The 24,434-nt window shown below is 53.4% G+C and carries 17 protein-coding genes and 1 pseudogene; 4 read left to right on the forward strand and 14 right to left on the reverse strand.

From position 1 onward, the window contains the following. Window positions 1–58 precede the first annotated feature (58 nt). Window positions 59–676, forward strand: a pseudogene (locus tag AC1MKH_RS02930) (Rpn family recombination-promoting nuclease/putative transposase); the annotation flags it as partial. Window positions 677–849: 173 nt separating this feature from the next. Then, a complete protein-coding gene (locus AC1MKH_RS02935; RefSeq protein WP_276220547.1) occupies window positions 850–2,220 on the forward strand; it encodes an NAD-dependent succinate-semialdehyde dehydrogenase in 1,371 nt (456 codons plus the stop codon). A 74-nt stretch (window positions 2,221–2,294) separates the two neighbouring features. On the opposite strand, the gene symE is transcribed toward AC1MKH_RS02935, so the two are convergent. The 4 genes from symE to AC1MKH_RS02955 all read right to left on the reverse strand — a co-directional run bounded on the left by symE (window position 2,295) and on the right by AC1MKH_RS02955 (window position 9,845). Next, window positions 2,295–2,639, reverse strand: a complete 345-nt coding sequence (gene symE / locus AC1MKH_RS02940; RefSeq protein WP_276220546.1) for an endoribonuclease SymE — start codon at window positions 2,637–2,639, stop codon at window positions 2,295–2,297. A gap of 221 nt (window positions 2,640–2,860) precedes the next feature. Beyond that, entirely contained in the window at window positions 2,861–6,124 is a 3,264-nt protein-coding gene (locus AC1MKH_RS02945; RefSeq protein WP_276220545.1) for a type I restriction endonuclease subunit R, read from the reverse strand. Further along, entirely contained in the window at window positions 6,121–7,500 is a 1,380-nt protein-coding gene (locus tag AC1MKH_RS02950) for a restriction endonuclease subunit S (protein WP_276220544.1), read from the reverse strand. The genes AC1MKH_RS02945 and AC1MKH_RS02950 overlap by 4 nt, the downstream gene beginning before the upstream one ends. Next, window positions 7,500–9,845 (reverse strand): type I restriction-modification system subunit M, encoded by a 2,346-nt coding sequence (locus tag AC1MKH_RS02955; protein ID WP_276220543.1) that lies wholly within the window; start codon window positions 9,843–9,845, stop codon window positions 7,500–7,502. The genes AC1MKH_RS02950 and AC1MKH_RS02955 overlap by 1 nt, the downstream gene beginning before the upstream one ends. Window positions 9,846–10,129: 284 nt before the next feature. On the opposite strand from AC1MKH_RS02955, the gene AC1MKH_RS02960 reads away from it, so the two are divergent. Together AC1MKH_RS02960 and AC1MKH_RS02965 are read left to right on the forward strand one after the other, a co-directional pair. Continuing rightward, window positions 10,130–12,229 carry a GmrSD restriction endonuclease domain-containing protein gene (locus AC1MKH_RS02960; protein ID WP_276220542.1) on the forward strand — a complete coding sequence of 700 codons (2,100 nt, stop codon included), beginning with the start codon at window positions 10,130–10,132 and terminating at the stop codon, window positions 12,227–12,229. A 44-nt stretch (window positions 12,230–12,273) separates the two neighbouring features. Next, complete coding sequence (locus AC1MKH_RS02965) at window positions 12,274–13,005, forward strand: Fic family protein (protein ID WP_276220541.1); 732 nt, start codon at window positions 12,274–12,276, stop codon at window positions 13,003–13,005. A gap of 17 nt (window positions 13,006–13,022) precedes the next feature. Here the strand turns inward: AC1MKH_RS02965 and yjiA are convergent, their stop codons facing one another. The 10 genes from yjiA to hpaH all read right to left on the reverse strand — a co-directional run bounded on the left by yjiA (window position 13,023) and on the right by hpaH (window position 24,402). Further along, entirely contained in the window at window positions 13,023–13,979 is a 957-nt protein-coding gene (gene yjiA / locus AC1MKH_RS02970; protein ID WP_276220540.1) for a GTPase, read from the reverse strand. Window positions 13,980–13,990: 11 nt separating this feature from the next. Then, a complete protein-coding gene (locus AC1MKH_RS02975) occupies window positions 13,991–14,194 on the reverse strand; it encodes a YbdD/YjiX family protein (RefSeq protein WP_015966066.1) in 204 nt (67 codons plus the stop codon). A gap of 56 nt (window positions 14,195–14,250) precedes the next feature. After that, entirely contained in the window at window positions 14,251–16,401 is a 2,151-nt protein-coding gene (locus AC1MKH_RS02980) for a carbon starvation CstA family protein (protein ID WP_015966065.1), read from the reverse strand. A 336-nt stretch (window positions 16,402–16,737) separates the two neighbouring features. Then, window positions 16,738–17,250 carry a 4-hydroxyphenylacetate 3-monooxygenase reductase subunit gene (locus AC1MKH_RS02985; RefSeq protein WP_276220539.1) on the reverse strand — a complete coding sequence of 171 codons (513 nt, stop codon included), beginning with the start codon at window positions 17,248–17,250 and terminating at the stop codon, window positions 16,738–16,740. Window positions 17,251–17,267: 17 nt separating this feature from the next. Continuing rightward, complete coding sequence (hpaB, locus tag AC1MKH_RS02990; RefSeq protein ID WP_276220538.1) at window positions 17,268–18,830, reverse strand: 4-hydroxyphenylacetate 3-monooxygenase, oxygenase component; 1,563 nt, start codon at window positions 18,828–18,830, stop codon at window positions 17,268–17,270. Between the two features lie 321 nt (window positions 18,831–19,151). Continuing rightward, window positions 19,152–20,291 (reverse strand): IS481 family transposase, encoded by a 1,140-nt coding sequence (locus AC1MKH_RS02995; RefSeq protein WP_442961959.1) that lies wholly within the window; start codon window positions 20,289–20,291, stop codon window positions 19,152–19,154. 118 nt (window positions 20,292–20,409) lie between these two features. After that, a complete protein-coding gene (gene hpaA / locus AC1MKH_RS03000) occupies window positions 20,410–21,300 on the reverse strand; it encodes a 4-hydroxyphenylacetate catabolism regulatory protein HpaA (RefSeq protein ID WP_108475421.1) in 891 nt (296 codons plus the stop codon). A 9-nt stretch (window positions 21,301–21,309) separates the two neighbouring features. Next, complete coding sequence (hpaX, locus tag AC1MKH_RS03005) at window positions 21,310–22,677, reverse strand: 4-hydroxyphenylacetate permease (protein ID WP_276221788.1); 1,368 nt, start codon at window positions 22,675–22,677, stop codon at window positions 21,310–21,312. Window positions 22,678–22,799: 122 nt separating this feature from the next. Then, a complete protein-coding gene (gene hpaI / locus AC1MKH_RS03010) occupies window positions 22,800–23,588 on the reverse strand; it encodes a 4-hydroxy-2-oxoheptanedioate aldolase (protein WP_276221790.1) in 789 nt (262 codons plus the stop codon). 10 nt (window positions 23,589–23,598) lie between these two features. Then, entirely contained in the window at window positions 23,599–24,402 is an 804-nt protein-coding gene (hpaH, locus tag AC1MKH_RS03015; RefSeq protein WP_276221792.1) for a 2-oxo-hept-4-ene-1,7-dioate hydratase, read from the reverse strand. Between the last annotated feature and the right edge of the window lie 32 nt (window positions 24,403–24,434).

Raw genomic sequence — 24,434 nt, forward strand, 5'->3', positions numbered from 1 at the left:
GCCTTCCGGGAAAATGTCGCCGTTGCAGGCGATGAAAAACCTTTTGCGAGGCGTTACGCAGTGCCATGTCGAAGCCGGACATAAAACGCTACCGCTGGTGGTGCCGATGCTCTTTTATCATGGCGAAAAAAGTCCGTATCCGTACCCAATGTGCTGGCTGGATCTCTTCCCGCAGCCAGATGTGGCGAAATCGCTCTATACCACTGATTTTCCATTGGTTGATATCACCGTTACCGACGATGGCAAGATTATGCAGCACCGGCGTATTGCGCTACTGGAGCTTATCCAGAAGCATATTCGCCAGCGGGATCTCACTGTGCTGGTGGAGCAACTGGTTGCACTTCTGGCATTGGGATACACTAGCGACACTCAGGTGAAAACGCTGTTTAACTATATTTTCCAGTACGGCGGAGCGGCTCGCGCCAGCGCATTTTTTCGCGAAATGGCGGAACGCTCGCCAAAGCATAAGGAGGAGCTGATGACGCTTGCTGAGAAGTTACACGAAGAGGGAAAGGTTGAGGGGTTGCAGATAGGGCGACAGGAAGGCCGACAAGAAGGTCGCCGCGCTGAAGCATTGAGAATTGCCCGCTCTATGCTGGCGAATGGGCTTGATAGTGAGGCCGTGACGAAAATCACCGGCTTGTCAGCAGAAGATTTGCAGACCGTCGCGCACTAATTATTATCGTGCCGCATGCGGGCAACCCTCATTCGGCATCCTTCCCTTTTCTTAAAAGTCCGCCGTGTCTCATCAGAACACTCCGTTTCTCTCCCTAAGCCAGATATCTCAACTACCCTTAATACTTTGAATGGCATTTTTGACTGCTTTCATCACTGAACCAGGAGCGAGATATGGCCTATCAGACAGTAAATCCTGCTAATAACCAACTGATTAAAGAGTACACCCCACACAGCGACAAGGACATTGAGGCCGCGCTGCAAAAAGCCGATGCGCTTTATCACTCAGAGTGGGCAAAAGGCGATATCAGCCAGCGCCTGCCCGTTTTGCATAAGCTGGCCGATCTTATCGACAGCCGCGTTGAGGAACTGGCGAAAATCGCCAGCCAGGAGATGGGCAAGCTTATCGAACAGAGCCGTGGTGAGGTGAAGCTTTGTGCGCAGATCGCCCGCTATTACGCGGACAACGCGAAGCAGTTTCTTGCACCCGTACCGTATAAAACCGAGTTTGGCGACGCATGGGTCGAGCATCATCCGATTGGCGTGATTATGGCGGTTGAGCCATGGAACTTCCCTTACTACCAGCTGATGCGCGTACTGGCCCCGAACCTGGCCGCCGGTAATCCGGTGCTGGCGAAACATGCGAGTATCGTCCCACATTGTGCCGAGACCTTTGCACATCTGGTGCGTGAAGCGGGTGCGCCGGACGGGGCATGGACCAACCTGTTTATTTCTTCCGATCAGGTGGCGAACATCATCGCCGACCCGCGCGTTCAGGGTGCCGCGCTAACCGGTTCCGAAAAAGCGGGCAGCGTGGTCGCCGCGCAGGCCGCGAAACACGTTAAAAAATCGACCCTCGAACTGGGCGGTAACGACGTGTTCGTGGTGCTGGATGACGCCGACCTCAACAAAGCGGTGAAAATTGGCGTACAGGCGCGGCTGAACAACGCCGGGCAGGTTTGTACGGCGGCAAAACGCTTTATTCTGCATGAGAAAATCGCCGATAAATTCCTCAGCGCATTCACTGACGCCTTCAGCAAAGTGAAGGTAGGCGATCAGATGGATGCCTCAACCCAGCTTGGTCCACTGTCGTCGAGAGACGCGCTGGAGACGCTGGCCAAACAGGTTGAAAACGCGGTGAAAAACGGGGCGAAGCTGCACTTTGGCGGCAAGCCACTGGAGAGTAAAGGCAACTTCTTCGAACCAACGATTCTGACTCACATTTCTCGCGATAATCCGGCGTACTTTGAAGAGTTCTTCGGCCCGGTGGCGCAGATTTATGTGGTTAAGGATGACGACGCGGCGGTGAAACTCGCCAACGACTCCCATTACGGCCTCGGCGGCGCGGTGTTCAGTGAGGATATCGAACGTGCCAAACGCATGGCCTCGCGGATTGAAACCGGGATGGTCTATATCAACTGGCTGACCGACACCGCCGCAGAACTGCCGTTTGGCGGCGTGAAGCGCTCCGGATTCGGGCGCGAGCTGTCGGACCTGGGGATTAAAGAGTTTGTGAACCAGAAGCTGGTGGTGGTGAAGAAATAAGTTGTTGAGGTGCGCAGTGCCGGATGGCGGCGCTGCGCGCCTTATCCGGCCTACGGGGGCACCATCAGACGCTTTTACATCATCTTCCGCGTCTTACCTGCAATCACCCCAATAAACTCCTGCACCTGCTTTTGTTTACGCGCCGACAGCTTGCACACCTTGCGCAGCGACTGCATCAGTTCGCTCTCTTCGGGGGCGGGTGATTGAGCGGTGAGGACGATGCAGCCGTCCATCACTTTGACATCAACGGGCGTGCTGGTGGCAAAACCGGCGGCTTCCAGCCACTGACCTTTCAGGGTGAGCGCCGGAATGTGCGCGTGATCCGGGTAGCGGCTCGCATAACCGACGGTAACATGACGGTTATTTGCCGGGGAGACTTCTGGATCGAATGATTCTGAAATAGAATGCGTGTCAGTCATGATTACTATTCTCGTGAAATAGGGATTGTGATGAGCGGTACGGGTGTGTTGGTAGCACACCCGCATCGCGCTAAATACCTGAATATATCAACAGTAAATAAAAACAAAGTCCAGCGAATAACTGGACATAATAACGACGTAACTGGAAATATTCAGCGGAGTAATATAAATAAGCACTGGTAGGCCGGATAAGCGACGCGCCATCCGGCATTGAACTTTAATTACACCGGCAACGTTATCTTTCCTGCCGCGATATCAAACATCAGATATGCGAAGCCTTTTGCTCGCTCAGCGTCTGAAAAATACTGCATCGTAAATTCCTGACCTGCTTCATTACTGTCTATGACCGCATTATCCACCGCCTGGAAAAAACCACCCAGAATTGCCTGCTCCGGCGGATTATTTTTTATCTGGGTCATAATTGTTTCGTTCTCTGTTATTTTGTTATAGACCGTAAAGACACGGCTGATCATATCTTTATCAGTCAGATTATCGCTAATAAATAACTCATTCATTCGCGATAATACCAATGACATAAACTCCTCTTTCTTATCCTTAGGTTTCGCAGTGCCGACGTCATTGCTGGGATCGAGGGTGTACTCTGCGGCATCTTCCTGCAACTTCAGATGCTGTTCGTGGATTTTCGATAAACGATAGTGACTCATCTCCACATTACTGAGATCAATTTCATCCTCTTCCAGATGTTGCTCATGCAGCAGTGGGCGTAAATGGCGGGCAAACAGGCTTAGCTTTTCCAGATCCTTGTCATCGTACTCAACGATCTGCGACATAAACTCATAAAAGCGAACAAAGCTGCCGAGATCTTTCTTGAAAATCTCTAGACGATCTTTCTCCTGCTTACAGGCTTTAAAACTGTTTTCCGCATTGGTGATTAACACCGTATCGCCCGTTTTTTTGGTGCGCTCGAACATCTCTTTGGCGGTCAAATAGGCGTCTATCGCCATCAGATAACGCTTTTTCCAGCGTTCTACCGCCGGTTTGCAGATATTACTGATCGCCGCATTCGATTTATTTTTGGTGAAGAATGCCTCGCAGAGCTGCTCGACTTCATGCCACTGAAAAATCTGCGTGGCGCGCAGTTTTTCAAACAGATCGAATACCTGCTGCGGATCGCTGACATCGGTCAGTTCCGCTGTCTGGAAATAGGGCTGGAATGCGTCGAGGATCTCGTCCGGATCGTTATAAAAATCGAGGATAAAAGTGCCTGATTCCGCTTTGCCCGGATAGGTACGATTCAGGCGGGAGAGCGTCTGCACGCACTCGACGCCGCCGAGGGCTTTATCCACGTACATCGCGCACAGCTTCGGCTGGTCAAAACCGGTCTGGAATTTATTGGCGACCAGCATGACCTGATAATCGTCGCTGTCGAAGGCTTTGCGCATATCCCGCCCTTTCAGGCCGGGGTTCATGTTTATTTCAGTAAATTTCTGGTTTAACAATGCCAGGCTGTTATGGTCGCCTTCCTGGAATTCAACTTCTCCGGAAAACGCCACCATCGCGCTGATTTTCGGGTAATTGTTCTCGCTAATGTATTTATCAAATGCCAACTTATAGCGCACGGCGGCTTTACGCGAACTGGTGACCACCATCGCTTTGGCCTGGCCGCCAAGCAGATGCATCACATGTTTGCGGAAGTGCTCCACAATCACCTTCACCTTCTGTGAGATATTGTGGTCGTGCAGCGTTACCCACTGGTTGAGCTTTATCTTTGCCTTCTTGCTGTCGACTTCGCGGTCCTTGTCTTCCAGCTTTTGCAATAACTGATACGCCACTTTGTAGTTGGTATAGTTTTTCAGCACGTCGAGGATAAAGCCTTCTTCGATTGCCTGGCGCATGGAGTAGACGTGGAAGGCCTCAGGTTTATTGGTCTTTGACGCCGGTTCATCGGGACGTGGACGGCAACCAAAAAGTTCGAGGGTTTTGGATTTTGGCGTGGCGGTAAAGGCGTAGTAGTTCAGGTTACTGCTGCCTTTCCGGGCGGCAATGGTCGCATCCAGAATATCTTCTGACGACAGCACCACGTCATCATCCATCTCTTCGCTCATCAGCACTTCTTTAAGCTGACGGGCGGTGGAACCGCTCTGCGAGGAGTGCGCTTCATCGGCGATCACCGCATATTTACGCTGCTTCAGGCTAACGCTGTTTTCGATAGCTTTCAGCACGAACGGGAACGTCTGGATGGTGACGATAATAATTGGCTGCGAGTTTTCCAGCGCGTTGGCCAGCTTTTCCGATTTAGAGCCATCGCCCTCTCTGTTATTGATGCGCCCGACCACGCCGTCGGCATGTTCGAACTGATAGATGGTGTCCTGAAGCTGATCGTCCAGCACCGTGCGGTCTGTCACCACGATAACGGAATGAAACTGTTTTTCCCCGTTTGCGTCGTACAGACGAGAAAGCTGGTGGGCGGTCCAGGCAATGGAGTTCGACTTTCCGGAACCTGCGCTGTGCTGAATCAGGTATTTATGACCGGTGCCTTCGACCGTCGCGGCCTCCAGCAGTTTGTTGACCACATCCCACTGGTGATAGCGCGGGAAAATCAGGCTCTCTTTCTTCGCTTTCAGCCCGTTCCACTCCTCTTTTTCTTCTATCTGCAAATGGACGAAACTGGCGAGGATTTTTAATAAGTTGTCCGGCAGCAGCACTTCATTCCACAGGTAATCGGTGGCATAGCGGCGGGTATCTTCGGGGAGCTCGTTGCCTGCACCGCCATCTTTGGTGCCTTTGTTAAACGGCAGGAAGAAGCTGCTGTCACCGGCGAGTTTGGTGGTCATAAAGACGTCATACTGGCTGACGGCAAAATGCACCAGCGCCCCGCGCTTAAAGGTCAGCAGCGGTTCCGGTTTATTGGTCGCGGGATCTTTCGGCAGGCGGGTCTTTTTGTACTGGGCAATGGCGTTCTGCACCGCCTGTTTAAATTCGGATTTCAGTTCCAGTGTGGCAACCGGCAGGCCGTTGATAAACAGCACCAGATCGATACGCCATTTTTTGGCTTTCACGCCCGTTTCTGCAAAGACGCTATTTGAGGCATACGGGCTGTAGACCAGTTCCGGCACAATACGGCAGATATTCTGCTGATATCGCGCCAGCGTTTCCGGGTTGAGATTATGTTCCGGTTTAAACTGGCACAGTGAAAAACGGGCATTGCGGATTTTCAGGCCGTGGCGAAGTACGCCGAGCGTACCCCAGGTGCGCGACTGGATGTCGGTGGCGTTGCTGTCGGCTTTTTTAAGCTGCGCAACCAGCGCGTCGAGGAAATGGCGCTCGGTGTCGTTGGGGTAAACGCGGGCGAATTTCTCCCACTCCTGCGGTTGGGTGGTTTTTACGAAGTTTAAGGTGTCTTGTGCGTATAGCGCACGTTCCCGGTCGTAGCCGTCACCTTTGCCGACAATCCAGCCTTTTTCCACCATCTGCGCGATAATGTCGTTTTGCAGGTTAACCTCTTTTGTAATGTCGTTGCTCATGCGCTGGCCTCCGTGGGTGTTTCCGCTTTGGGGATGGGGGCGGTCCAGTTGCGTAGGTCGATTTTGCCGGTGACAGCGGCGGAGATAAGGGCGGTGCGGCGTTCTTTTAGGAGATCAATTTGTTGGAGTTGTTTCTCAATTAGGGTATCGATTTTTATTGTTTGGTTATCGAGAAATGCAACAATACGTTCTCGTTCTGATAATGGTGGAAACCATATCGATGTACTTCGAAGAATGGCTTGAGTAATACTAAATACTTTGACGCCTTTCACTGCATTACTAATTTGTGCTCGTAGTGCTTTGCTATCTAATATATATGCATAGAACCTTAAGGACTCTCTATTAAGAGGGCGTAATATAATAGTGTGATAACCGGCAAATATTTGGTTATTGCTAATCAATTGTGTAAAATTACCAGCGCCGTCAATGTCTTCAGATGTATCTGCAAATATAATATCTCCTTTATAGATCAATGAGTCGGGGTTATTAAGAATGTACGATTCATCAACACATTTTAATTTGTGAATTTGAGGGTCGATTTCGAAACCAAATTTAGAGTGTATTTCGCCATAGTTAACACATGGAACCCCCTCATCTTGCAGATGTTCTTTTGTAATTGTTAGACCTTTTCCGAAGCGAAACATATAGCGAAGTTTACTCAATTCCCAATGTTTTGGTATTTTCCCCAACCACGCAACCCCAGAATCTTTCATCGGCACATCGGGATTTAGCCCTTTGGTCACCGCATGGCTAATCACTGCCTGACGTTTTTCTTTCAGTAGTTCAATAAGTTGTTGTTGTTTCTCGATCAGGTTATCGATTTTTGTTGTTTCGTGGTCGAGGAAATCAATTATTTTCCCCTGTTCGTTTTTCGATGGAAGCAGTAAGGGCAATCTTCTGAAATCCTCAAATTTCATTGATTGTCTCAATCCTCCTCCCATGCCATAAAAAACTTTAGTTGTATCATATGAATGAAGTAGGCGATATAAATATTCGGATAGCATACTTCCTTGTGAACTGAGTTTTAAATATGCAGATGTAATAATTCCCTTTTGTTTGGCTAATCCTACGCGTAAACTGTTTTTATCATTTTGTAGATCAGTTAATCTTAAAATGATATCGCCATTTTCAACGATTTGATAAGTATTAAATGACTCTGGTAAAAGCCCAAAATTTGTTTCTATATCTTTGGGGATAATATTTCCATAACTCAATGAGAGCACATTGTTTTCTGCTCCATCGATATTTTTCTTCGTCGATGCCTCACAAAGAGAAAATGTTGGTAGCACTTCCCAATGAAAAGGGATTGCATCGATCCACTCCACCCCAGAATCCCTGTACTCCGGATACGCCTGATACTTATTTAACCCTGCCATCAGGAATGTACCTCCTGCAACAGTTTCATAATCTCAGCACTTACAGCATCCAAATCAGCATCAATCTCCTCCAGCGGCCTTGGCGGCTGATAAACATAAAAATGACGGTTAAACGGAATTTCATACCCCACAATCCCGATATCCCCATCTATCGCATCGCGCTTATCGGCGTTTATCCACGCATCCGCAACGTGCGGCAACACTTCCGCTTTGAAGTAACCCTCGATCAACTCGCTGGTAGATACAGACGGATTTAACGGCACATTCTCGTTATCGCGCAGGTCGCCATCCGGCTCAAACTCCACAACCTTTCCGTGGTACTCAAACGCGCCGTACAGCGGTTGAGCCGCCTCTTTCAGTACCTTGCTGATAACCGGCTCGGCATCCGGGTTTTTGCGGGTAATAGCATCGATAAACTGCTTGTTCTCTTTCGCATCCAGCTTCACGCCTGCGGTTTTGAACGCCTCTTTCAGCGTTAACTGGAACTGATTAAAGTCATTGCTAACGGTCTCTTTGCCACCCGCCAGCATCCCCATCGCCGCCTGAATACGCCGCGCTTTTTCCATTAATGCGCGCTGGGCCAGCCATAATTTGCTGTCGAGCAGATCTTTAATTTGCTTCTCTTTCAGCTCGCTAAAATCGGCTTTAACAATGGCGCGGGCTTCACTTTCTATCTCTGTGAAGTCACCGTAGTTACCGTCCTGCCAGTGGAAGGCAAAGGCGTCATACAGTTGTGCCATCGGCGCGTTAAACGGCTTCGGCGCAAAGCGCAATGTGGCAATGGCGTCATCACTTATCTGAGCCGACAGGCGTAACGGGCGCTCAATGGTGATGCGACGATAGCCAAAGTCGGTGCTGTGAAAGACTTTGCTGGCAAAGGTTTTTGCCGCCTCGGTTTTGGTTGTGGTCGGCTGGCGTCCCCGGCTGGATTTTTGCTCTGGCGCTTTCTCCAGGCCTAACACCGCAAGCGTAGTGGTGGCAACGGGTTCGAAATCGCCAAACGTGCGGGTGATTAAGCGAATATCTTCTTCCCCGAGAATATTACGTTTTGACCCCAGCGATTTACGCATCTTGCCGCACAAGTTGCTGCCGTCGATTAGCTGGACTTTACCTTTGCGTTCTGGCGCTTTTTTGTTGGACAGCACCCAAACATAGGTAGCGATACCGGTGTTGTAAAACATGTCGGTGGGCAGGGCGATAATGCCTTCCAGCAAATCCGCTTCCAGAATGTAGCGGCGGATCTCGCTTTCACCACTGCCAGCGCCGCCGGTGAATAACGGTGAACCATTAAGAATAATGCCGATCCGCCCGCCACCGCTTTTGGCATCGCGCATTTTGCTGATTAGGTGCAGCAGAAACAGCAACGAGCCGTCCGAAACACGGGGCAGGCCGGGGCCAAAGCGACCATCGGCACCTTTGAGTTTGTGTTCGTCGTTGATGTCGCCTTCGATCTTTTTCCAGTCCACGCCGAAAGGTGGATTAGAGAGCATGTAATCGAATTTTTCTGCGGGTAGCTGATCGTTGGAAAGGGTGTTGCCGAGTTTGATAAGGCTGACATCCTGGCCCTTAATCAGCATGTCGGCTTTGCAGATGGCGTAGGATTCCGGGTTTAACTCCTGACCAAACGCGCGCATCACGGTATTAGGGTTTTGTTTGTGGACGTACTCCATGCCGGAGGAGAGAAAGCCGCCGGTTCCCGCCGTTGGGTCGTAAATGGTGCGGATGATGCCGTCTTTATTGAGCGCATCATCATCATCGAAAAACACCAGCGAGGTGGTCAGATTGACGATATCACGCGGGGTAAAGTGCTCCCCGGCGGTTTCGTTAGAACTCTCGGCAAAACGGCGGATCAGCTCCTCAAACACCAGCCCCATATCGTGGTTGGTGACGTGCTCCGGGTATAAATCTGCTTTAGCGAATATTTGCACCACTTTGAACAGCAAGTTCGCATCGGCCAGCTGTCCGACAAACTCGCTGAACTTGAAGTGTTCGAAAATTTCGCGGGCATCCGAAGAGAACGACTGGATGTAGTTTTCCAGGTTGTCCTGTATGCCATTTTGCCCCATTTTGCTGAGGTCCATCGCTGAGGCGTTAAAGAACGTGAGGCCATTAGTCGCCCGCAGGATCATTTTCTCCTGGGCTTCCTCCGGCAGTTTCATGGCTTTTACTTTTTGCGCCTCGGCAATGACCGCGTCTTTGGTAGTTTCGAGTACGCATTCCAGACGTCGAAGAAGAGTGAAAGGGAGAATAATTCGCCCATATTGTGATTGTTTAAAATCGCCGCGTAACAGGTCGGCGACAGACCACAGGAAGGCTGCAATCTGAGAGAAGTTTGTCGATGACATAAGGTATTCCTTACCTTTAGGTAACGCCTTTTTATAATAAAAGATAGATGGCTATTTTTATCGTAAAATTCGCGTAAGTCGATCATTTTGTTGAAGAAAAACCATTGCCAATATTGATTTAAATATATTAAATGATCTGTTTTATGAATATTTAAAGGCTAAATGACGGGGATCTTTACGCTGGCTAGCCAGGAGTTATTTAGTATTTGAATATTTCTATATCTATTGCCCGATTAGAAATAATGGATGTTTAGATTGCGTCCTATGAAAGGAGTCATAATTTAATGAAAGCCACCGAAGCCCGATTACTCGATTTTTTAAAACGCTCGCAGCAATTCGTTATTCCCATTTATCAGCGCACATATTCGTGGACGCTGGAGCAGTGCCGCCAACTGTGGGAAGACGTGATGCGCGCAGGCCAGCGCGATGATATCCCGGCCCATTTTATCGGCTCGGTGGTGTATATCGAACAGGGTCTGTATCAGGTTTCCGGCATCTCGCCGTTGCTGGTAATTGACGGGCAGCAGCGTCTGACGACGGCGATGTTGTTACTGGAGGCCTTGTCCCGGCATTTGGGCGAGAACGAGGTGATAGACGGTTTTTCCGCCATGAAGCTTCGCAATTACTACCTTCTTAATCCGTATGAGTCTGGCGAGCGCAACTACAAGCTGCTGCTAACGCAAACTGACAAAGAGAGCCTGCTGGCGCTGATTCGGCAAAAGCCGTTGCCAGAAAATTGCTCCCTGAGAGTAAGGGAGAATTTTGAGTACTTTTATGACCAGATAAGCAAACTTCATGGTGACTTTATGGCGCTGTGTCAGGGATTATCCAAACTGTTGATTGTCGATGTAGCCCTGAACCGTGGTCAGGATAATCCACAGCTTATCTTCGAAAGTATGAACTCGACGGGGAAAGCGCTGAGTCAGGCGGATTTGGTGCGTAACTATGTGTTGATGGGGCTGGAGCCTGAGCATCAAACGCAACTGTATGATGACTACTGGCGACCAATGGAGCTGGCGTTTGGTCAAAAAGGGTACAGCGACTATTTTGATAGCTTTATGCGCAACTATCTCACAGTCAAAACAGGTGAGATCCCGCGTATTGATGATGTTTATGACGCCTTTAAACGCTATGCGCGAAAATCTGCTGTGATGGAGGCGGGTATGGAGGCGCTGGTGGCAGACATTCGCACCTATGCCGACTATTTTTGTGCGCTGACGTTGAATAAAGAGAGTGATAAAACGTTGGCGATGGCGTTTCAGGATTTACGTGAGCTGAAGGTAGATGCCGCCTGGCCGTTTCTGTTGGTGCTCTATCATGACTACAAGCAAGGGGTACTGTCATCGGCGGATTTCCTGAGCGCTACCCGTTTAATCGAATCCTATATTTTCCGCCGCGCCGTCTGTGCCATCCCCACGAACTCGTTTACCAAAACCTTCGCCACGTTTTACAAAGTGCTGGATAAAACGCGTTATCTGGAAAGCATACAGGCGCATTTGCTCAACTTGCCTTCTTATCGGCGATTTCCCGATAACCGTGAATTTCAGCACGAACTTAAACTGCGAGATCTCTACAACTTCCGTAGCCGCAGCTACTGGTTACGTCGGATGGAAAACCATGATCGCAAAGAGAGAGTATGTGTGGATGAATACACGATTGAACACATCATGCCGCAAAACAAAAATCTTCCGATGAACTGGCGCAAAGAACTTGGGAGTGACTGGCAGCGAATTCATTCAAGGCTTTTGCATACATTAGGCAACCTGACATTAACGGGTTACAACTCGCGCTACAGCGATCGCTCTTTTGCTAAAAAAAGAGATATAGAAGGCGGTTTTAAACAAAGCCCACTGCGCTTGAATGCAGGATTAGGGCAATGCGAGAAATGGGACAGAGCTGCAATGCAGAAACGTGCCCAGCGCTTAGCCGATTGTGCGCTTGAAGTATGGGAAATGCCGAGTCTTTCAGAAACTGTGCTTGAAAGCTATCGAGTTTCAGCAGAGAAGGGGGCTGACTACAGTCTGGCTGATTTCCCACAGCTAGAGGAAGGGACGCATAGCCGGGTACTGTTCGATGCACTTTCTCAGGAAGTGATGAACATGGACGCTGGCGTTACGCGAGAGGTACTTAAGCTCTATATCGCGTTTAAAGCGGAAACGAACTTTGTGGATGTTGTGCCGCAGAAAAGTCGGTTACGCTTAACGTTAAATATGCCATTTCCTGAACTCGTCGATCCTAATGCTATGGCCCGCGACGTTACGGAGATTGGCCGTTGGGGAAATGGTGACGTTGAAGTTGGCTTCAGCGATCTATCTGAACTCCCTTACGTGATGGGGCTGATTCGACAAGCATTTGAAAAGCAGATGGATAACGCGATGGTTTAATATGAGATAATATCTTACTAACGAAAGCAACAAAGGATTGGACCATGACCCAACTGCTCGAGCTAACCTGGGATGCCACCGTAATCCCGGCGATGCCAAACGTTGGCACGCGCGTCGCGCTGTTTACCTTCAAGACGCATATGGCGGGTTTTGTCTGGGATGCTGCGCAACTGGAAAATAACCCTTATACCTTCGTTGAAGTGAAAACGCTGCTTGATGGCGTCACCGTTGGCGGGCACAAGGTCAGTGACACAGAACAGGTATTAAACCTGGCGGACAGCGCGAAAAAGCTGATCGAGCTGGTGCAATCGGGCCGATTTGAACTCGATAAAAAAACGTTCACGTTATTGCACGGTATCATTGCCCGCAATGAGGCGCTGGAGTGGGGTGTTTTTCGTGGTGAGGGGGATGAGTTGCACTACAACGCGCGCGTTCACCTCGGCGAATTGGGCACCCATTTTCCTCCTGCTACCGAAGCGGGCGCGCCCGAGCTGAACCGTATATTTGCGCAGGGTGTTGTACATATTAAAACGCTTCCCCCGTTTGAAGGCGCGCTGGCGATGTTCCTTTTCGGCGCTTACTATCAGTTTTTCTTCGACGGTAACAAGCGCACCAGCCGCCATATGATGAATGGCTGGTTAATGATGCACGGCTATAATCCAATCAGTATTCCAGCAGCTAAAGCGCTGGAATTTAACAGCAAAATGGTACGCTTTTATCACAGCAAAGACGCGACGGAGATGATGGCATTTTTGGTGGCGTGCTATCAGCTCTGAGCAGATGCTACAAAACCCTATTTCCTCAACCCCGCAAACGCCGCCCTGATCTCTTCTTCCGGCAACTGTATCCCAATAAACACCAGTTGGCTGCGCGGCGCTTCATCGCCCCACGGTCGGTCCCAGTCGGCGCTGTAGAGGCGTTGTACGCCCTGGAATAGCAGGCGGTTTGGCTCGCCGTCAATCCACAGCATCCCTTTGTAGCGCAGCAGTTTATCGGCGAACTGTAGCAGCAGGTTTTCCATCACGCGCGATACGTCGCTGATATCGACCGGGTAATCCAGTTCCACCACAATCGACGACACATCATTCTGCTTATCCGCCATAAAGTGGAAGCGCGGTTTACCCGCCAGCACGTTCTCTTCCAGCATAAAGCCGCTGGTGTTGAACAGCTGCGCCAGGTCGATATCGCCATGCACCACGGTGTAAATCGGCGCGCGGGCGTTAATGCGCGCCAGGCGTTCGCGCAGTTTCTCGGTATCGCCTGCGACGTCGGTTTTGGTCAGCAGGATGCGGTCGGCATAGCCAACCTGTGACTGGGAGATAGTGAACTGGTTCATCTGCTCGTTGGCGTGAACCGCATCAACCAGCGCAATCACGCCGTCCAGCAGGTAGCGCTCGCACAGGACGTCATGAGAGAAAAAGGTCTGAATAATTGGGCCGGGGTCGGCCATGCCGGTGCACTCAATCACCAGGCGGTCGAATTCAATTTCGCCGCGATCGCGGCTGTCGAGCAGGTCGAGCAGGGCGTCTTCCAGTTCGTTAGCGCGGGAGCAGCAGATGCAGCCGTTGGTGAGGGTTTTGATTTGCGTGGCGCGGTCGCCAATTAGCTGGGTATCAACAGAAACTTCGCCGAACTCGTTCTCAATGACGGCGATTTTGAAGCCGTGCTGTTCGTTGAGGATATGACGCAGCAGGGTGGTTTTGCCCGCGCCAAGAAAACCGGTAAGTAGGGTAACTGCAATCGGGGTCATGTTGTCTCCTTCTAACAGCAGCGCATGCCGCCTTTTCCGTCTCCGCCGTAGCGCGCCTGTTGCCGCTCGCGGAAGAACTCTTCGTAGGTCATGTACGGCTTGTCCGGATGCGTGGCTTTCATGTGTTCGACGTAGTTGTCGTAGTCCGGGATGCCAATCAGCATCTTCGCCGCCTGACCGAGGTATTTTTTCGCCTGACCTAAGTTACCAAACATTGTGCTATCCAGATATGAATAAAGCCGGATGGCGGCTAGCGCCATCCGGCAATCTGTTAATGGTGTGAAGAGGTCTTCACGCCGCCTTCCGGCACAGGAACGTAAGGCGTTTCTTTGTCGGAGCGTTCTTCGTTATTACGCACCTGCATCCAGGTTTTGAAACCGTAGAAGATGATGCTGTACACCACCACCAGGAACAGAATACTCAGGCCTGCGTTGGTGTAGTTGTTGATAACGATGTGGTTCATGTTGGCGATTTGCTGCGCCGTCAGTTCACCACCTGCCGCAATTTTCGCTTTGTACTGGCTCGCCATGTAGAAGAAGCCTTCCATCTGCGGGTTGGTGCTGAACAGTTTCAGACCCAGCGCCCAGGTGGTGCAGACCAGCAGCCAGAATGCCGGGATGATAGTAACCCAGACATATTTGCTGCGTTTCATCTTCACGAGGATAACGGTGCCGAGGACCAGCGCCACAGCGGCCAGCATCTGGTTAGAGATACCGAACAGCGGCCACAGGCTCTTCACGCCGCCCAGCGGGTCGACAACGCCCTGATACAGCAGGTAGCCCCACAGGCCTACGCAACCTGCGGTCGCCACAACGCCTGCTACCAGAGAATCGGTTTTCTTCAGGAACGGAATGAAGTTGCCCAGCAAGTCCTGCAACATGAAGCGGCCCGCACGGGTACCGGCGTCCAGCGCGGTGAGGATGAACAGCGCTTCAAACAGAATACCGAAGTGGTACCAGAAGCCCATGTCCGCCCACGGCAGCACTTTGTGGAACACGTGTGCAATACCGACAGCCAGGGTTGGCGCGCCACCGGCACGGTTCAGAACAGACGGTTCACCGATGTCTTTCGCGGTTTGCAGGATCTCTTCCGGCGAAATCACGAAGCCCCAGGAACTGACCGTTGCCGCCGCATGAATAGTGACTTCTTTCAGCTGCGCCGCAATCATGGCCGCATTTTCACCGCCCATTTCGTGCAGGTTCGGCATGGTGATGCCAAGGCCAGCAGGCGGGGTGTTCATCGCAAAGTAAAGGCCCGGTTCGATGATGGAGGCTGCAACCAGCGCCATAATCGCCACGAAGGACTCCATCAGCATTGCGCCATAACCGATGAAACGCGCGTCGGTTTCACAGGCCAGCAGCTTCGGCGTGGTGCCGGAGGAGATCAGCGCATGGAAACCAGACACCGCACCACAAGCGATGGTGATAAACAGGAACGGGAACAGAGCACCTTTCCACAGCGGGCCAGTACCGTCGATATACTGGGTGACGGCTGGCATTTTCAGATCCGGGTTGAGGATCACGATGCCGATTGCCAGGCCAACGATAACGCCGATTTTCAGGAAGGTGGCGAGGTAGTCGCGCGGTGCCAGAATCAGCCAAACCGGCAGCAGAGCGGAGATAAAGGCATAACCGATCAGCGTGAAGGTGATGGTGGTGTCTTTAAAGGTCAGCGCCGGGCCCCAGTACGGGTCGTGAGCGATGACGCCACCGAACCAGATAGAGGCGACCAGCAGCACGATACCGATAACGGAGACCTCCCCCACGCGGCCCGGGCGAATAAAGCGCATGTAGATACCCATAAACAGCGCAATCGGCACGGTCGAGCAGACGGTGAACACACCCCACGGGCTTTCGGCCAGGGCTTTCACCACGATCAGCGCCAGCACCGCCAGGATGATGATCATAATCAGGAAGCAGCCGAACAGGGCGATAGAGCCCGGCACGCGGCCCATCTCTTCTTTGACCATCTCACCCAGCGAAGAACCGTTACGGCGCGTGGAGATAAACAGCACCATAAAGTCCTGCACCGCACCGGCAAGCACGACGCCCGCCAGCAGCCACAGGGTACCGGGCAGGTAACCCATCTGGGCGGCCAGCACCGGCCCAACCAGCGGGCCCGCGCCTGCGATAGCCGCGAAGTGGTGGCCGAACAGCACGTAGCGGTTGGTCGGCACATAGTTCAGGCCATCGTTGTTAATGACCGCCGGCGTCGCACGCGTTGGGTCGAGTTTCATCACCTTCTGGGCGATGTAGAGGCTGTAGTAGCGGTACGCCACCAGATAAACAGAAACCGCCGCAACCACGATCCACAGGGCGCTAACGTGTTCTCCCCGACGTAATGCCACAACTGACAGGCAAAACGCGCCGATGATTCCAAGAATCACCCAGGGTATGTGCTTGAATAACTTTTTGGTATCCATAGTAAAACCTGGTTTTTTAAGATTAATAATGAGCCGAAGCTGTATGGGTTTTGTGTTAAATGAGTGAGGAGGTATGACTGCTATGCTGATGAGCATCTTGCCAGAGATTCACGCGCGTAAAGTTGGGTAAAGTCGTGAGTGGTTGTATGGGGAGTTAAGCGGTTGTGTGTCAGGGCGAGCGGTTGGGTAAGAAGTGAGCGGCTGGGGAATATGTGATTGAGATCACAAGATTTTACTGCGGGTATACAGGCAATTGCCGGACGGCGGCTGCGCCTTATCCGGCCTACCTATCGCGTAGGTCGGATAAGCGTAGCGCATCCGACAACAGTGCCGGGCTTACACCGCCACCTCCATCTCCATCATCACCGGATGAAAACGGCGCTTAAAGTAAATCAGCCCGTGTCCTTCCTCGCTGAGAATGATGTTCTTAATCTCGACCAGATACACCAGATGCGTACCGATGGTCTGCACCTGGCTTATCTCACCTTCCAGGCTTGCCAGCGCGCCCTTCAGTACCGGTTGCGCCAGCGGTCCTTTTTGCCAGCAGGAGAGGGTAAAGCGCTCTTCCATCTCCATTCCCGTCATCCCGGCGAAGTGGCGCGCCATCAGCTCCTGTTCGTGGTTGAGGACGTTGACGCACAGCTTACCGTTACCCTGGAATACCGGGTTCATGGCGCTGTTGGCGTTGATACACACCATCACCGATGGCGGCGTATCGGTAACCGAGCACACCGCGGTAGCGGTGATCCCGCAGCGACCCGCCTCGCCTTCGGTGGTAACGATATTCACCGCCGCCGACAGGCTGGACATAGCATCGCGAAAGCGTAAACGTTGTTCATCTACTTGCATGGTGATCTCCCGCTGCGTTACTTCAGCAGCTTGTCTAACATATTGATATCATTGTTGTTGTGCAGGTGCGGCACGGTCCAGCCATGTTGGTCGTACTCGGAAAGGCAGCGATCAACCATTGCCATCATTTTGTCCATGTTGCCGGAGGTCTGAGCCTGACGCAGACATTGCAGGCGAATCTCATCCTGACTGCCGGAATAGTTGATCTCGTAAAGCTCATGACGCCCGCCGAATTCGCTGCCGATCGCATCCCACATCAGTTTGAGGATCTTGATGCGCTGGACGTGATCCATACCGTTCGATCCGCGCACGTATTTCGCCAGGTACTGGTCGATCTGCGGGTTATTCAGATCGCGCGCGCTCGACGGCAGGTAGATCAACCCGCTGGTGACGTTGCGCTCGATGATGTTTTTGATCTTCGCGTAGGCCATCGGAGCCATCACGCGGTAGGTTTGCAGTGCGGCGTGATCCGGCAGATACGCGCCGTTCACCCACGGTGTCGCTTCTGAACACATGGAATCGCTCAGCGCCCAGAAGGTGTTACGCCAGGCGACCACTTCACCGAGATCCGCCTGCACGCCGCGGAATTCCAGCGTGCCGGTACATTCGAGGGATTTTTTCAGCAGCGCGGTAATAAAGTCGAGCTTCACCGCCAGGCGCACACAGGCCTGCAACGGATACATACGGGCGAAGCCGCCTTCCATGGTCCAGCGACGGCAGCGATCGAAATCGCGGTAGATCAGCACGTTTTCCCACGGGATCAGCACGTTATCCATCACCAGGATCGCATCATTCTCATCGAAGCGGCTGGAGAGCGGGTAGTCGTACGGGGAGCCGGTTGCGCCCGCGACCATTTCATAGGACGCGCGGGAGATAAGCTTCACGCCGTCGGCGTCCATCGGCGCGACGAACATCAGCGCGAAGTCCGGGTTTTCGCCCATCACCTGTGCCGAGCCGAAGCCGATCATGTTGTAGTGGGTCAGCGCTGAGTTGGTGGCGACGACTTTCGCGCCGCTGACTACGATCCCGGCATCGGTCTCTTTTTCCAGCTTGATGTACACGTCTTTCACTTGATCGGTCGGTAAATGGCGATCGATCGGCGGGTTAACGATAGCGTGGTTGAAGTACAGGCCGGTTTCCTGAATGCGCGAGTACCAGTTGCGGGCGTTCTGCTCGAACTGGCCGTAGAAGCCCGGGTTTGCGCCCAGCGCGCAACCGAAAGCGGCTTTGTAATCCGGCGTGCGGCCCATCCAACCGTAGCTCAGGCGTGACCACTCTGCGATGGCGTCACGCTGCTGGCGCAGATCGTCCGGGCTTTTCGCCACGCGGAAAAACTTGTGGGTGTAGCCGCCACTGCCGGTGTCGGTGTTCCAGCACAGGGAATCCTGCATCTCTGGTTTGTGCAGCGCGTCGTAGAGTTGCGCGACGGACGCCGCCGCGTTACGGAATGCCGGATGGGTGGTGACATCCTTCACGCGCTCGCCGTAGATGTATATTTCACGGCCATCCTGCAAACTATTCAGGTACTCTTCACCGGTAAACGGACGCTGGGTACTGGCGCGGAAATCTTCAGGTTTCATAATCAGACTCTCTTTTTGTAATCGGATGGAAAGCCAGCGCCAATGGGCGCTACTGGCTTTAATGTTAAATTTGTGTTTTGTTTTTGTTGTTTAATTGAAGCAGTTAGACCGGTATTCGTGAAGAGACTTTTGGGTCAATGGCGGGTACTTTTCGGGGAGGTGAGGGTTTTGTGATCGGGCCCTCACCCTAACCCTCTCCCGCAGGGAGAGGGGACCGATTGTGCCCGGTGTGAATGTGAGTGTGCTTTTCTCCCTCTCCCTGAGGGAGTGTACGGTCCGGGGACATGGTAGACAGGTGTTCGGGGACATGGTGAACACTTTTTAACATCCTTTACCCATGGTGATCGACTTTTTCTTCAGGTCGATCACCCCCACTTTTGTACTGTACCACCACACTTCATAGCAGCCATCCTCCTGCGTCTCCTTCAGCCCGACCCGCTCTCCCCTGAACGCGTTGCCTGCCTTCAGACTGATACCTTTTATGCTCAGCTTCCCGCTGATATCGACCTTCCTCACCATCACCCCTTCATCATATTCCGGTGGCGTAATGCTGTCGCTGTACTGCCGCACAGACGGCTGATACCGCGAGGCCGGAACGGCCATACCCAGTGCTTCATGGGGCCGTTCAAGGTTATACACCGTACGCCAGTGGTCGAAAGCACGCTGCAGCTCACCGCTGTCTGTGAACCATTTACCCTGCAGCACTTCCGCCTTCAGGCTGCGGTGAAAACGTTCCAGCTTGCCCTGTGTCTGCGGATGATATGGCCGGGAATGCCCCACCCGGATGCCCTGGCGCATCAGCCACAACTCAAGTGCCGTCCAGGTACCGGTGTCGCCCCACGGCGAGCCGTTGTCCATCGTCATCCGGTCTGGCAGCCCGTAGCGTTCAAACACGCTGACCAGCTGCTGCTGCACGGTCTCACGGCGTTCATCGGTGCAGGGTGCCAGACACAGGGAGAAACGGGAGTGGTCATCCAGCAGGGTGAGCGGATGGCAGCGGCCCCCGCCGAAGGGGAAGTGACCCTTAAAATCCATCTGCCAGAGCCGGTTCGGCGCGTCATGTTCGAAGCGCCCTGTGGCCGGAATGCCCGGAGCCGTGCCCGGTAGCAGACCGTGACGGGCCATCAGGTTATGGACGGTGCTGAAGGCGGGCATACGGTGTCCCTGGTCTTCGAGCCAGCGCTTTATCTTGCGGGCGCCCCAGCGCTCATGACGGGCATGGGCGATGCGCAGCAGGTCAGTGATGTCGTCGGGCGAGCGGTTGGGAGAATAATGAGGCGTTCGGGGACGGTCCAGAAGACCGGATGTGCCTTCCTCAGCCCAGCGGCGAAGCCACTTGTAGCCAGTGGCGGGAGAAATGCCGTAGTGACGGCAGAGGGAACGGATGTTCGCCCCCTCTTGCGAGGCGAACAGAACAAACTCGGAACGTAATGACATGGTATCTCTCGCATCCCAGGGCATAAGCGACTCCATAAACGGGTTCTTATGCCTTAGTTGTAAGTGTCTACCATGTCCCCGAACAAGTGTTCACTATGTCCCCGGACTGTACAGGGAGAGGGCCGGGGTGAGGGAAAAACCCTCACGACACCGGCACTTTCCTTGCCCGGTAAACGCTCGGCGAGCACCCCACCAACCTATTGAAAAACCGTGCGAAATAGGCCGGATCTTTAAACCCCAGTTGCCAGGCGATGTTATTCACCGCACTGTCGGAGAAAAGCAGCAATCGCTTGGCCTCGCGCAGTTGCCTGTCGAAAATTAGCCGTTTCGGCGGGCGGTTTGCAAAGCGACGACAGATGTCGGTGAGCCTTGATTCGGTGATGTGCAGCTCGCTGGCGTAATCCGGTACCGTCCAGTGCTGGTGGAAGTGGCTGTCGATCATCAGGTTGAAGCGCTGGAACAGTTTTAGCTCACCGCGCATACCGCTGGCGGCGTGGTCGTCGAGCCGGGCGTTACGCAGCAGCAGAGTAAACACCGCCTGCGCCAGCAGCGTGAGCGTATGTTCGCGCCCCGGCAGTTGCTCAACCGACTCCCGTTCGATCAGCCGCCAGTAATGTTCCAGCGCCGCCAGTTCATCCGGTTTATCGGCCAGCGACAGGCAGATCCCCGGCAGACCGAAGGTTTCCCGCGTGCCGGGATAAAGCACCTCCAGCAGCGGCCAGATAAGATCCTCATGCACCGTCAGCACATGTCCGTCAGCGTCTGATTCGGTGATAAACGCGTGCGGTACCGACGGTGGCGTCAGCACAAACAGCGGCGCTTCTACTGAGTAGCGATGATCGTCAAGCTGAAGCTCGATCTGCCCGGTCAGCAGGAAATGCATCTGGAAATAGTGTTCGTGGCGATGGGCCTGCATATCGCGGCCAAAGAAAGCCGCCATCCGCGCAAATGACTGATAATGCACATCATCCGTACCCAGGCTTTCATCGTATTCGGTGCTGATATCGATGTTATAGATCGGGTTCTCGCACATGCAGGCTCCTTACGGCGTCGCGCGCGGGCGAGACGATTTCATCGGGATCGCCCAGATAATCACCGATCCAATTACCAGCAGCGATGCCACAAACCACAGGCCGCTGTTAAAGCTGCCGGTCATATCTTTCAGCCAGCCGATCATAAACGGACTCAGCGCCGATCCAATATTGCCGGTGGCGTTGATCACCGCGATACCGATAGCCCTGGCGCGCAGGCTGATCGACTGATCCGGCGTGGTCCAGAAAATGGCCATCGCGCTGAACGATCCGGTAGAGGCCATCACGATCCCCAGCAACTGGATCAAGTTATGATCGGTGGCGGAAGCCAGTAACCAGCCTGCGGCGGCAAAAAGGAACGGCAGGGCGGTGTGGTGTTTACGTTCCTGATGTTTATCTGAATGGCGGCTCCAGTAGATCATCCCCAGAATGGTGCAAATCTGCGGTACGGCGGCGAGCAGGCCGATGGTGATATTGCTGCTGGCCTGGTTGAAGCTTTGCAAAATCTGCGGCGTCCAGATGCTTATGGCGCTTAAGGTGTTGGTCAGGCAGAAGTAGGCGAGGGTGTACATCAGCACGATCGGCGTGAAAATCTCGCGCCACAGGCTGCGCTGTTGAGCGGCGTGGTGGCTGATTGCGCCTTCCGGCTGAACCAGCGTCAGGCGATCGTTATCCATCATCTGCTGAAGATTTTTTTTATCCTCAGCGGTCAGCCATTTGGCTTTGTCAGGGGAATCATCAAGATAGAACCACACCATGATACCCAACAGCAGTGACGGGAAGCCTTCCAGCAGGAATAGCCACTGCCAGCCTTTCAGCGCCATCACACCGTCCAGGGCCAGAATATAACCGGAGACGATGGAACCGAGGGCGGTTGTCACCGGCATTGCCACCATAAATAAGGCGTTCGCGCGGGCGCGGAAATAGGCCGGGAACCAGTAAGTGAGATAAAGCAGAATGCCCGGCAGAAAGCCGGCTTCGGTGATGCCGACCAGAATACGCAACACATACAGGCTGGTAGGGCCGGTGGCGAACATCGTCGCGGTGGAGGCAATACCCCACAGCACCATGATGGTGGCGATCCAACGTCGCGCGCCGACAATCCCCAGCATGATGTTGCTCGGAATACCGAAAATTACGTAGGCGGCGTAAAACAGGGTCGTGGCGAGGCCGAACATGGTGGCGCTCAGGCCGAGATCTCGCCCCATCGTTAACCCGGCAAAACCGATGTTGATGCGATCGAGAAACGAAAAGATAAACAGCACGAACAGAAAAACGATCAGGCGACGGAAGAGTTTATTGATGACTGCCTGCTGGCCTTCCGTGAGCGATTTATGCGCATTAGCGGGGTTTGTCAGTGCAGATGATGTGTCGCTCATGGCTATTCCTCTAAGGGGATTTTTGTAGGGTACGACAACGGTTCTTGCCGGATGGCGGCGTTGCCTTATCCGACCTACGGTTTGGTGCGGTTGTAGGCCGGATAAGCGCAGCGCATCCGGCATTAATACACGCCGGGCTTAATGGCGGTGGTCTGCGCGCCAAACCGTGCTGCCAGCGCTTCGGCGGCGCGGGCGAGCAGGGTGGTATCGACGCCGACGGCGACAAACAGCGCGCCTAATTCCAGATAGCGTTTCGCCAGTGGCTCATTGGCTGTCAAGATCCCCGGCGCCTTACCCGCCTCACGGATCTGTACGATCGCCTGCTCAATCGCGGCCTGCACTTCCGGGTGCTGGGGATTACCGGCATAACCCATATCGGCGCTCAGATCCGCCGGGCCGATAAACACGCCATCCACTCCTTCCACATCCAGGATCTGCGGCAGATTTTTCATTGCTTCACGGGTTTCGATCTGCACCAGTACGCACATTTGATCGTTGGCTTTTTGCAGATAATCAGGAATGCGGTTCCAGCGCGAGGCACGCGCCAGCGCGCTTCCTACGCCGCGAATACCGGCGGGGGGATAACGTGTAGCGCGTACCGCTTCACGGGCTTCATCGGCGTTTTGCACCATCGGCACCAACAAGGTTTGCGTGCCGACATCCAGCAACTGCTTGATCTGCACGGGATCGTTCCACGACGGACGCACCACCGGCTGGCTGGGGTAGGGCGCAATCGCCTGCAACTGGGTGAGTACGGTTTGCACATTGTTCGGTGCGTGCTCCCCATCGATCAATAGCCAGTCGAATCCCGCCCCGGCCAGCAGTTCGGCGCTGTAGCTGCTGCTCAGCCCCAGCCATAACCCGATTTGTGGACGACCCGCTTTCAGCGCCGCTTTGAAGGTGTTTTCCATGGTTCTCTCCTTAAACAAAACGGCAGCTAATGGAACCCATATTGCCGTAATCGACGTGGAAGGTGTCGCCCTTGCGCGCTGGAACCGGGCGGGTGAACGAACCGCCGAGAATGATTTGCCCGGCTTCCAGCTGCACGTCATACGGTGCGAGCTTGTTCGCCAGCCAGGCCACGCCGTTTGCCGGATGATTGAGCACGCCAGCGGCGACGCCGGTTTCTTCAATCACGCCATTGCGGTACAGCAGAGCGGAGATCCAACGCAAATCAAGTTCGTCAGGTTTGATCGGGCGACCGCCGAGGATCACTCCGGCGTTGGCGGCGTTATCGGAAATGGTGTCGAACACTTTGCGCGGGCGCTGGGTTTCCGGGTCGATGTTGTGACAGCGGGCGTCGATCAACTCCAGCGCCGGGATCACATAATCCGTGGCGTTATAGACATCGAACAGGGTGCAGTTCGGCCCGCGTAGCGGTTTTGCCAGCACGAAAGCCAGCTCCACTTCGATGCGTGGCACGATAAAGCGGTCGGTCGGGATATCGCTGCCATCGTGGAAGAACATGTCGTCGAGCAGCGCGCCGTAATCCGGTTCGCTGATCTGCGAGCTGGCCTGCATCGCTTTTGAGGTCAGGCCGATTTTGTGGCCTTTCAGCGTGCGGCCTTCGGCAATTTTCAGGCGTACCCATTCGCGCTGTACGGCGTAGGCGTCTTCGATGGTGATCTCCGGGTAATCCAGGGAGATCGCGCGGATCTGTTCGCGCTGTTTTTCTGCCTGATCCAGACGCTGGGCGATCAGGGCGTGAGTTTGTTTATCGAACATAGCGATATCCTGTGGCATTGCCGGATGGCGGC

Source organism: Pseudocitrobacter sp. CD920760, from assembly GCF_057782505.1.

Coding starts and splice junctions, on each gene's coding strand:
- AC1MKH_RS02945 (WP_276220545.1), bottom strand. CDS start 6,124: ATGAGCAACGACATTACAAAAGAGGTTAACCTGCAAAACGACATTATC.
- AC1MKH_RS02980 (WP_015966065.1), bottom strand. CDS start 16,401: ATGGATACCAAAAAGTTATTCAAGCACATACCCTGGGTGATTCTTGGA.
- hpaH (WP_276221792.1), bottom strand. CDS start 24,402: ATGTTCGATAAACAAACTCACGCCCTGATCGCCCAGCGTCTGGATCAG.
- AC1MKH_RS02950 (WP_276220544.1), bottom strand. CDS start 7,500: ATGGCAGGGTTAAATAAGTATCAGGCGTATCCGGAGTACAGGGATTCT.
- AC1MKH_RS02975 (WP_015966066.1), bottom strand. CDS start 14,194: ATGTTTGGTAACTTAGGTCAGGCGAAAAAATACCTCGGTCAGGCGGCG.
- hpaX (WP_276221788.1), bottom strand. CDS start 22,677: ATGAGCGACACATCATCTGCACTGACAAACCCCGCTAATGCGCATAAA.
- AC1MKH_RS02965 (WP_276220541.1), top strand. CDS start 12,274: ATGACCCAACTGCTCGAGCTAACCTGGGATGCCACCGTAATCCCGGCG.
- AC1MKH_RS02935 (WP_276220547.1), top strand. CDS start 850: ATGGCCTATCAGACAGTAAATCCTGCTAATAACCAACTGATTAAAGAG.
- hpaB (WP_276220538.1), bottom strand. CDS start 18,830: ATGAAACCTGAAGATTTCCGCGCCAGTACCCAGCGTCCGTTTACCGGT.
- AC1MKH_RS02960 (WP_276220542.1), top strand. CDS start 10,130: ATGAAAGCCACCGAAGCCCGATTACTCGATTTTTTAAAACGCTCGCAG.
- hpaI (WP_276221790.1), bottom strand. CDS start 23,588: ATGGAAAACACCTTCAAAGCGGCGCTGAAAGCGGGTCGTCCACAAATC.
- hpaA (WP_108475421.1), bottom strand. CDS start 21,300: ATGTGCGAGAACCCGATCTATAACATCGATATCAGCACCGAATACGAT.
- AC1MKH_RS02955 (WP_276220543.1), bottom strand. CDS start 9,845: ATGTCATCGACAAACTTCTCTCAGATTGCAGCCTTCCTGTGGTCTGTC.
- AC1MKH_RS02995 (WP_442961959.1), bottom strand. CDS start 20,291: ATGCCCTGGGATGCGAGAGATACCATGTCATTACGTTCCGAGTTTGTT.
- AC1MKH_RS02985 (WP_276220539.1), bottom strand. CDS start 17,250: ATGCAAGTAGATGAACAACGTTTACGCTTTCGCGATGCTATGTCCAGC.
- yjiA (WP_276220540.1), bottom strand. CDS start 13,979: ATGACCCCGATTGCAGTTACCCTACTTACCGGTTTTCTTGGCGCGGGC.
- symE (WP_276220546.1), bottom strand. CDS start 2,639: ATGACTGACACGCATTCTATTTCAGAATCATTCGATCCAGAAGTCTCC.